Below are 9,492 nucleotides of genomic sequence, written 5' to 3'. Positions count from 1 at the left end.
GGTGTTCTCGCCTCGGGATGTGTTCCGGTATCAGAGTGTGCGGGAGTTGGCCGCGGTCGCGGTCGAGGAGCGGCAGCGGCGGGGTGAGCCGGAGGAGGCGGGGGTCGGGTGGTTCCCCGCGACCCCGATCATGGCCTGGCTGAATGACCTGGCCGGGCCGATCGGTGACTTCAGCCAGACGGTGGTTCTTCAGGTTCCTCCCGGGTTGGGGCTGGATCGTCTGATCTGCGCGGTGCGGGTGGTGCTGGATCACCATGACGTGCTGCGGTTGCGGGTGTCGGTGGACGGGGGGTATGAGGTCGCTCCGCGGGGGGCGGTGGTGGCCGACGGGTGTGTGCGGCGGGTGGAGGTGTCGGGGGAGCCGGGGGATCTGGCCGCCGCGGTGGCCGAGGAGGCGGTCGTCTCGCGGTCGGGGTTGGATCCGGTGGCCGGGCAGCTGGTCCGGGTGGCGTGGTTGGACGCCGGGGCGGAGGTGTCGGGCCGGTTGGTGGTGACGGTGCATCATCTGGCGGTGGACGGGGTGTCCTGGCGGATCCTGCTGCCGGATCTGTTCACCGCCTGGCACGCGACCGGCCAGGAAGCGGCCCCGCCAGCGGCGGCTCACGAAGAGGCCGTTCACGAGGGGGCGGTTCAGCCGACCGTCCCGGTGCTGGAGCCGGTGCCCACCTCCTTCCGTACCTGGGCACACCGCCTGCACGACGAGGCGGCCCGCAGGGTCGGCGAGCTCGATCACTGGACCCGCACGCTCGGTGGCGGCACCGGGCGGCTGGACCCGTCCACGGACACCTTCGCCACCCAGCGCCACCTCACGCTCGAACTTCCCGCCGATGTCACCGTTCCGCTGCTCACCCGGCTCCCGGCGGCGTTCCGCGGCCGGGTCAACGACGTGCTGCTCGCCGGGCTCGCCCTGGCCGTGACCCGTTGCACCGGGCAGCGGGAGGTCCTCCTCGACCTGGAGGGACACGGCCGTGAGGAGATCTTCCCCGACGTCGACCTGTCCAGGACCGTGGGCTGGTTCACCACCATCCACCCCGTCAGGCTCGACGCGGGTCCCGCCGACTGGACCGACCTTCCGGGGCCCACCGCCGCGCGGGCGATAAAACGCGTCAAGGAGCAGCTCCGTGCGACTCCCGGCGAAGGCATCGGTTACGGCCTGCTCCGCCACCTCAACCCCGTCACCGCGCGGGAGCTGGCCCGCTGTCCCGTACCGGAGTTGGCCTTCAACTACCTCGGCCGCGTCGAGGCCGCCACAGGTGCGGACTGGTCCCCGGCGCCTGAGTCGGAGGCGGTGGGCGGTGGGCACGCGGACGACCTCGCGCTCCCGCACGCGCTGGAGGTCAACGCCCTCACCAGGGACCTGCCGGACGGGCCGCGCCTCTCGGCGACCTGGTCGTGGGCCGGGCGCCTGTACGGCGAGGAGCAGGTCAGGGAACTGGCTGAGGCGTGGTTCACCGCCCTCACCGGCCTGTCCCGACACACCGGAGACGGCCTGACCCCGTCGGACCTGCTGATTTCCATCAGCCAGGAAGAGATCGACGCGTTCGCGGCGGAACTCGACGCGGAGTGGAGCGCACGGTGAGCCAGCTTGAGGACATCCTGCCGTTGTCGCCGCTGCAACAGGGCCTGTTCTTCCACGCCGTGTTCGACGAGGCGGCGCCCGACGTCTACACCGCGCAGCTCGTGCTGGAGCTGGAGGGCGCCCTCGACGTCCCCGCGCTGCGGGACGCGGCCTGCCGGCTGGTGCACCGCCACGCCAACCTGCGGGCCTCGTTCCGGCAGCGGGCGGGGGGAGATCCCGTGCAGCTGGTGCACCGGCGGGTGGAGGTGCCCTGGCGGGAGGTGGCGGGAACCGACGCCGAGACGGTGGCCGCCGAGGAGCGGGCCCGGCGGTTCGACCTGTCCCGGCCGCCGTTGATGCGGTTCGTGCTGGTACGGAGTGGCACCCAGAGATACCGGCTGGTTTTCACCAACCATCACATCCTGCTGGACGGCTGGTCGACACCGCTGCTGGCGGCCGAGCTGTTCGCGCTGTACTCGGGCCAGGAGCCCGCCCCCGCGCCGCCGTACCGCAACCATCTGGCCTGGCTGGCACGCCAGGACCGGGCCGCCGCGCGGGAGGCGTGGTGCCGCGCCCTGGACGGGGTAGCCGGGCCGACCCTCGTAGCCCCGGACCTCGCCACCCGGACGCCGGTGAATCCCGGATGCGTCCGAGCCCACCTCGACGAGGACCTCACCGGCCGCCTCACCTCTGTGCTGCGCGCCCGATCGCTCACCCTCAACACGGCGGTCCAGGGGGTCTGGGCGCTGCTACTGGCCCAGCTGACCGGCCGCGACGACGTCGTCTTCGGCGGTACGGTCTCCGGCCGCCCACCCGAGCTGCCCGGCGCCGAACGCATGATCGGGCTGTTCATCAACACCCTGCCGGTCCGGGTACGGCTGCACCCCGCCGAGACCCTGGCCGGGCTGCTCGAACGCCTCCAGGCGGAGCAGTCCGAGTTGTTCGCCCATCACCACCTCGGCCTGTCCGACATCCAGCGCGCCTGCGGGCTGGGGCGGCTCTTCGACACCATGACGGTCCTGGAGAACTACCCTCTCGACACCGCGACCCTGAACGACCGTTCCGCGGAAGCGGGCGTGGAGGCGGGACTGCGGCTCGCGGGTGCCTCGGGCAGCGACGCGACCCACTACCCGCTGGCCCTGGCGGTCGTCCCCGGTGAGCGCCTCTCCCTGCGACTCGACCATCGCCCCGACGTCGTCCCGCACGCCGAGGCCGTCGGGCTCCTGGACAGGCTCGTCCTTCTTCTCGGGGCCGTCGCCGCCGACCCCGAGCTGCCGCTCGCCCGGCTCGACCCGCTCTCCGCCGACGAGCGCGTCCGGATCCTTGACGAGTGGAACGGCCCCGAACCCCCTCCCGTGCCCGGGGCCGCGGCGACGATCGCGATTGCCTTCGCCGAGCGGGCGCGGCGGGCGCCGGACGCCGAGGCCGTCGTCGGCGACGGCTTCTCCCTCAGCTACGCCGAGCTGGACGGCCGGGCCAACCGGCTGGCTCACCGGCTGATCGGGCTGGGCGTCCGCCCTGAGACGCCGGTCGCGGTCCTGCTCGACAGGTCCGCCGACGTGGTCGTGACGACCCTGGCCATCGCCAAGGCGGGGGGAGCCTACGTCCCGATCCACCACGGCTACCCACCGGACCGGATGAGCTGGGTGATGGCCGACACCGGCGCTCCGGTACTGGTGACCGACCGTTCCCCCGGATTCGAGCACGCCGCCCAGGTGGTCCGGGTGGACGAGCCCGTCCCGGCCGATCCGGCACCGCCGGAGCCACGGGTCGAGGTTCACCCCGAGCATCTCGCGTACGTCATCTACACCTCGGGTTCGACGGGAACACCGAAGGGGGTCGCGGTGCGGCAGTGCGACGTCGTGGCCCTGGCCGCGGATCGCAGGTGGGAACGGCACCGGCGGGTGCTGATGCACTCGCCGCACGCCTTCGACGCCTCCACCTACGAGATCTGGGTGCCGCTGCTCCGCGGCGGCACCGTCGTCATCGCGCCGCCGGGCGACCTCGGTCCCGGCGCGTTCGCCGGTCTCGTCGCCAGGCACCGCCTGACCGCGCTGTTCATCACGACGGCACTGTTCAACCTGGTCGCGGAGGAGGCGCCGGGCACGTTCGCGCCGCTCGCCGAGGTCCTCACCGGCGGTGAGGCCGCCTCGGCAGCGGCCATGCGCCGGGTGCTGGCGGCCTGCCCGCGGACCCTGCTCGGCCATGTCTACGGACCCACCGAGACCACGACGTACGCCACCCACCACCCTGTCTCCGCTGTCTCCCGCGCCGGCACGCCGCCCATCGGGCGGGCCATGGACGGCATGCGCGCCTACGTGCTGGACGGCTTCCTGCGGCCGGTCCCGCCGGGGGCACCGGGCGAGCTGTACCTGGCGGGCGCCGGGCTGGCCCGCGGTTATCTCGGCCGCCCGGCGCTGACCGCGGAACGGTTCGTCGCCTGCCCGTACGGCGGGCGGATGTACCGGACCGGGGACGTGGTCAGGTGGTCGGCGGACGGCGAGCTGGAGTACCTGACCCGTGCCGACCGCCAGGTCAAGCTCCGGGGGTTCCGCATCGAGCCGGCGGAGATCGAGGCGGCCCTGGCCGGGCACCCGGATGTCGTCCAGGTGGCCGTGACCGTCCGTGACCGCCGCCTGCTCGCCTACGTGGTCGGCGCCGTGGCGGCCGAGGAACTGCGGCGGTTCGCCGGGCGGACGCTCCCCGAGTACATGGTGCCGTCGTCGGTGATCGGCCTGGACGCGCTGCCGCTCACCCCGAACGGGAAGGTGGACCGCGCCGCCCTGCCCTCGGGGTCCGCTACCGCCGCGGGGCGTGACCCTCGCACCCCCGAGGAGGAGTCGCTCTGCCGGCTGTTCGCCCAGGTGCTCGGCCTGGAGCGGGTCGGCGCCGACGACGGGTTCTTCGACCTGGGGGGTGACAGCATCGGCGTGATCCGGCTGGTCTCCCTCGCGGCGCGGGAGGGGCTGGTGATCAGCCCGCGCGAGGTGTTCGCCCACCAGACGGCCGAGGCGCTCGCCCGCGCGCGGGGGAAGAGCACGCGGGACCTGGGAGAGGGCGGGCTGGAGATGCTGCTCCCGCTGCGTGCCTCGGGCTCCCGGCCGCCGCTGTTCTGCGTGCACCCCGGTGCCGGGCTCGGCTGGCCGTACGCGGGACTGCTCCGCCACCTCGGCCCCGACCAGCCCCTTTACGCCTTCCAGGCCAGGGTGTTGGCCGAGCCCGACTACGTGGCCCCGTCGATCGAGGCGATGGCCCTGGACTACCTGGAGCGCCTGCTCCAGGTCCGGCCGCACGGGCCGTACCGGCTGGCGGGCTGGTCCATGGGCGGTCTGATCGCCCACGCCATGGCCGTGGAGCTGCGCGAGCGGGGGGAGGAGGTCGCGCTGCTGGCGCTGCTCGACTCCTACCCGGGCCAGGAGATCAACCCGGACGAGCGCGATGTGCTGGTCGAGTTGCTCTCGGCCATCGACTACGACGGGCCGGGCGAGATCGGCGACGTCGTGGAGTTCCTGCGCGAGCGGGGCGGCCCGTACGCCACGCTGGACGAGCGGACGCTGACGGCGGTCTACCGGAACTACCGGAACGGTGTGAAGATTTCCGAGGAGTACGTACCGAGGATGTTCGAGGGGGATGTGCTCTTCGTGACCGCGGCACACGGCCACGAGGAGGGCGGTCCCACGGCTGCCGACTGGAAGCCGTACGTCACCGGCGCCATCCGTGATCACCAGGTCGCCTGCGACCATGCGAACATGTTGAGTCCCGGGCCCGTCGCGGAGATCGCCGCCCTTCTCAGAGAGGACACAGAGTGAGCAGCAACCCGTTCGAGGACCCCGAGGGCGTCTATCTGGCGTTGATCAACGACGAGGGCCAGTACTCTCTCTGGCCCGCCTGGTCGGAGATCCCGGCGGGCTGGACCGTCGCCTTCGGCGAGGACTCCAGGCAGGCCTGCCTGGACCACATCGAGGCCAACTGGACCGACATGCGGCCCAACAGCCTGATCCGGGCACACGAGGGAAACGTATGACCTGGCTGCGCTGCGCCTCCCCCCGCCCGGGGGCGACCACGCGGTTGTTCTGCTTCACGCACGCGGGCGGGTCGGCCACCGCCTACCGGGACTGGCCCGCGCTGCTACCCGGCTCCGTCGAGCTCCACGCGACGCAGCTGCCAGGCAGGGCGGACCGGTTCGGAGAGCCGTCGCCGGAGGACATGGACACGCTGGCCGACCTGGTGACCGAGGCGATGTCGCCACTGCTCGACCGGCGTTTCGCGCTGTTCGGGCACAGCATGGGAGCGACGCTCGCCTACGAGGTCACGCGCCGCCTGGAGGCCAGGGGACTCGCCCCGGCGCGGCTTCTGGTGTCCGGGGCGAGGGCACCGCACGAGTCCCGGGAGAGGCGCGCGATCTCGGAGTACGACGACGACCGCCTCGTCGCCGAGCTGGCCAAGCTCGGCGGTACCGAGGTGGAGATCCTCTCCCACCGGGCGATGCGCGAGATCGTCCTGCCCTACATCCGCGCCGACTTCCGGCTGGTCGAGGCCTACCGCCATCGCCCGGGGCCCCCGTTGCACACCCCGATCTCCGCCCTCGTCGGCGACGCGGACCCAGAGGTCACCCCGGCCCAGGCCAAGTCATGGGAGGCCCGCACGATCTCCGACTTCTCTCTCACGATCTTTCCCGGCGACCACTTCTACCTGCAGCCGCAGCGCGCGCCGGTGGTCGGGGAGATCACCCGGCTGCTCGCGGGCTGAGCGAGCCGATCAGAGGATGAGCGCGAAGCAGTCCGGCCGGTAGCCGCGGGGCATCGGCCCGGGAGTCTCCAGCGCCTTGTTGACATAGGAGAGCATCACCGGATCGAGCGCCTCCAGGTTGTGCCCGATGGCACCCTCGATGATCCCCTTGAGCGGGCAGTCGTCCTGGAGCATCCGGTTGGTCACCTGCTCGGGCGGCCCCTCGACGAAGGTCGAGGCGGCCTCCTGCTCGGCCTTCAGCCCGAGCGCGGTGTAGTCGACGCCGGGCTCGACCATGGAGGGGGTGTTGAGCTCCTTCATCAGGGCCGAGTCCGAGCGGAGCTCGTCGCAGACAGTCTCCCCGCCGCAGCTCCTGCGCAGCTCCCCGGTCAGCTCGTGGTGCGGCGCCCCCAGGGTGACCAGCTCGGACACCTTGCCCGACCCGCCCTCCGAGCGCAGGTACGCCCGGGGGACGATCCCCCCGAGGCTGTGCCCGACGATCGCCACCTTCCGGGCCCCGGTGGCCTGGAGCACCCCGTCCACGAAGTCGCCCAGCGTCCGGGCCGAGCGCCTGATCGAGTTGCTCCAGCCGTAGTCGAGGGCGAAGACGCAGTAGCCCTGTTTGCTCAGGTAGGGGGCCGCGACGGGCCAGGTCGCCGCGCCGGTGCTTCTCGCGCCGTGCACGAGCACCACCGGGTACGGCGCGTCCTCGCCGGGCCGGCAGTCGAAGTCGTTGGCCTTCGACAGTCCCGCCGAGGCCAGCCGCCTGGCCTCGGCGACCATGTCCACCTTGGGCGGCGGGGACGAGGACCGCCCGCCGGTGAGCGTGCCGGCCGCGACGGTGAGCACCGCGAACCCCGTCACGACACACAGGACGATCACGATGATGTGGCCGAGACGGAGCTGCCCCACTCGATCTCTCCTCAGAAAGAACGCCGGACAAGAGCCTTTCTCGCGACCCCGCTCCGGAGCTATGCCCCGCCCGCACCTGTTGCCGCCCCAAAGTTGGCACTCCGCGACAAGCGATTCCCCTGCCGATGCCACAGCCGGGGGTGTCTGCGCCCCGGAAGGCCACCCGGCTGGCGGATTGTGTCGAAGAGTTGGCCTTCCTTGGGCAGTGAGTGCCCATGAGGCGAGGCGCGGGGGCCGTTAGCGTCAGCCTGTGGGTGAACGAGTACTGATCGCGCTCGGTGGCAACGCGATGACGGGGCCCGACGGCGGGGCCTCACCCGGTGACCAGCGCCGTGCGGTCGAGCAGGCCGTCCGCCATGTCGCCGCGCTCGTCGCGGACGGCCACCGGGTGACCCTCACCCATGGCAACGGCCCCCAGGTCGGCAACCTGATCCTGAAGAACCAGCTCGCCGCGCACGTCGTGCCTCCGGTGCCGCTCGACTGGTGCGGGGCGCAGACGCAGGCCACCATAGGCACCCTCGTCCTCAACGCGCTCGACGGCCGCGCGGCCGTCGTGGTCACCCGCACGCTCGTCGACCCCGCCGACCCGGCCTTCCAGGACCCGGTCAAGCCGATCGGCCGCTACTTCAGCGAGGCGGAGGCCCGTCGATTCGAGGAGCTCGGGCAGACCTGGCGCCGCTTCGACCGGGGCTGGCGCCGCGTGGTGGCCTCTCCCGAGCCGCTGGAGATCCTCGACGCCCCCGCGATCGCCGCGCTGGTGGCCGCCGGCTTCACCGTCGTGGCCGCGGGTGGTGGCGGCGTGCCCGTGGCCCGCGACGCCGGAGGGCGGCTGGGCGGGGTCGAGGCCGTGATCGACAAGGATCTGGCGGCGGCGGTGCTCGCCCGGGACGTGCGGGCCACGGTCCTGGTCATCGCGACGGACGTCCCGGGGGCCGTCGTCGGGTTCGGCACGGCCCAGGCCAGACCCCTGGGCGCGGTCACCGCGGCCGAGTTGCGCGTACTGCACGCCGCCGGGCACTTCGCCGGCGGCAGCATGGGGCCGAAGGTCGAGGCCGCGCTGCGCTTCGTCGAGCAGGGCGGCGACCGGTCGGTGATCACCTCCCTGGAGAACATCGGGGCGGCGCTCACCGGCGAGAGCGGCACCGTGGTGCGAAAGTGAACACGACGCGATTGAAAGGTGGCAGGGATGCCGGAACCCATTGAAGTGCGCAAGGTGCCCATCGAGAGCGTGACCGACGCCTCCGGGCTGGCCCGGCTCATCGACGACGGGGTGATCGAGGCGCACCGGGTGCTCGCGGTGATCGGCAAGACCGAGGGCAACGGCGGGGTGAACGACTACACCCGGATCCTGGCCGACAGGGCCTTTCGCGAGGTGCTGGAGGCCAAGGGGCATCCTTCCCCCCAGAGTGTGCCGCTGGTGTGGTCGGGTGGCACCGACGGCGTGCTCAGCCCGCATGCCACGATCTTCGCCACCACGGCGAACGCCGAGCCGAGCGACGAGCCGCGGGTGAGCGTCGGCATCGCGATGAGCGATGTGATCCTGCCCGAGGACATCGGCCGGCCCGCGATGGTGGAGAAGGTCGCCGCCGGAGTGCGTGAGGCCATGAAGCTGGCCGGGATCGACGACCCCGCCGACGTCCACTATGTCCAGACCAAGACCCCGTTGCTCACCCTGTCCACGATCAACGACGCCAAGTCGCGCGGCAAGGACGTGGTGATCGAGGACACCGGCCCGTCGATGGACATCTCCAACTCCACCACCGCGCTCGGTATCGCCGTCGCGCTCGGCGAGATCGAGATGCCTGCCGCCGACCAGATCCACCGCGACCTGTCGCTCTACTCCTCCGTCGCGTCCTGCTCCTCCGGCGTCGAGCTGGACCGGGCCCAGATCGTGGTCGTCGGCAACGTACGTGGCATCGGCGGCCGCTACCGGATCGGCCACTCGGTCATGCGGGACGCGCTGGACGCCGACGGCATCTGGGAGGCCATCCGCTCCAGCGGCATCGAGCTGCCCGACCGCCCCCATCCCTCCGACCTGGGCGACCGGCTGGTCAACGTCTTCATGAAGTGCGAGGCCGACCCGTCGGGCAGCGTGCGGGGCCGCCGCAACATCATGCTCGACGACTCCGACGTGCACTGGCACCGCCAGATCAAGGCCACCGTGGGCGGCGTCGCGGCCAGCGTCACCGGCGACCCGGCCGTGTTCGTCTCGGTCGCCGCGGTCCACCAGGGCCCGAGCGGCGGCGGCCCGGTGGCCGCCATCGCCGACCTCGGCTGACGGGGACGCGCTCGGG

Annotated in this window: 7 protein-coding genes; 6 read left to right on the top strand and 1 reads right to left on the bottom strand. The window is 72.3% G+C overall.

Annotated elements, in window-relative coordinates:
- The 4 genes from AB0K21_RS06640 to AB0K21_RS06625 form a co-directional block, all read left to right on the top strand.
- Positions 1-1,579 (top strand): condensation domain-containing protein (locus tag AB0K21_RS06640; RefSeq protein WP_364148356.1); only part of this gene is annotated, 1,579 nt, incomplete at its 5' end.
- Positions 1,576-5,367 carry an amino acid adenylation domain-containing protein gene (locus tag AB0K21_RS06635; RefSeq protein WP_364148354.1) on the top strand — a complete coding sequence of 1,264 codons (3,792 nt, stop codon included), beginning with the start codon at positions 1,576-1,578 and terminating at the stop codon, positions 5,365-5,367. The genes AB0K21_RS06640 and AB0K21_RS06635, both read left to right, overlap by 4 nt.
- Positions 5,364-5,582 carry an MbtH family protein gene (locus AB0K21_RS06630; RefSeq protein WP_343983256.1) on the top strand — a complete coding sequence of 73 codons (219 nt, stop codon included), beginning with the start codon at positions 5,364-5,366 and terminating at the stop codon, positions 5,580-5,582. Before AB0K21_RS06635 ends, AB0K21_RS06630 begins: the two co-directional genes overlap by 4 nt.
- Positions 5,579-6,307 (top strand): alpha/beta fold hydrolase, encoded by a 729-nt coding sequence (locus tag AB0K21_RS06625; protein WP_364148351.1) that lies wholly within the window; start codon positions 5,579-5,581, stop codon positions 6,305-6,307. Before AB0K21_RS06630 ends, AB0K21_RS06625 begins: the two co-directional genes overlap by 4 nt.
- 9 nt (positions 6,308-6,316) lie before the next feature.
- Here the strand turns inward: AB0K21_RS06625 and AB0K21_RS06620 are convergent, their stop codons facing one another.
- On the bottom strand, positions 6,317-7,198 hold the full coding sequence (locus AB0K21_RS06620) for an alpha/beta fold hydrolase (protein ID WP_364148348.1): 882 nt from the start codon (positions 7,196-7,198) through the stop codon (positions 6,317-6,319).
- A gap of 250 nt (positions 7,199-7,448) precedes the next feature.
- Between AB0K21_RS06620 and arcC the strand changes: the two genes are divergently transcribed.
- Together arcC and AB0K21_RS06610 are read left to right on the top strand one after the other, a co-directional pair.
- Positions 7,449-8,357, top strand: coding sequence for a carbamate kinase (gene arcC, locus AB0K21_RS06615; protein ID WP_343983247.1), 909 nt, complete (start codon positions 7,449-7,451; stop codon positions 8,355-8,357).
- A 27-nt stretch (positions 8,358-8,384) separates the two neighbouring features.
- Entirely contained in the window at positions 8,385-9,476 is a 1,092-nt protein-coding gene (locus AB0K21_RS06610; RefSeq protein ID WP_364148345.1) for a ring-opening amidohydrolase, read from the top strand.
- The last annotated feature ends 16 nt before the right edge of the window (positions 9,477-9,492 follow it).

Origin of the sequence: Streptosporangium sp. NPDC049248, from assembly GCF_040678965.1 — a bacterium.
Lineage (GTDB): Bacteria > Actinomycetota > Actinomycetes > Streptosporangiales > Streptosporangiaceae > Streptosporangium > Streptosporangium fukuiense.
The sequence above is the reverse complement of the archived record's forward strand: the minus strand, read 5'-3'. Positions and strand labels throughout refer to the sequence as shown.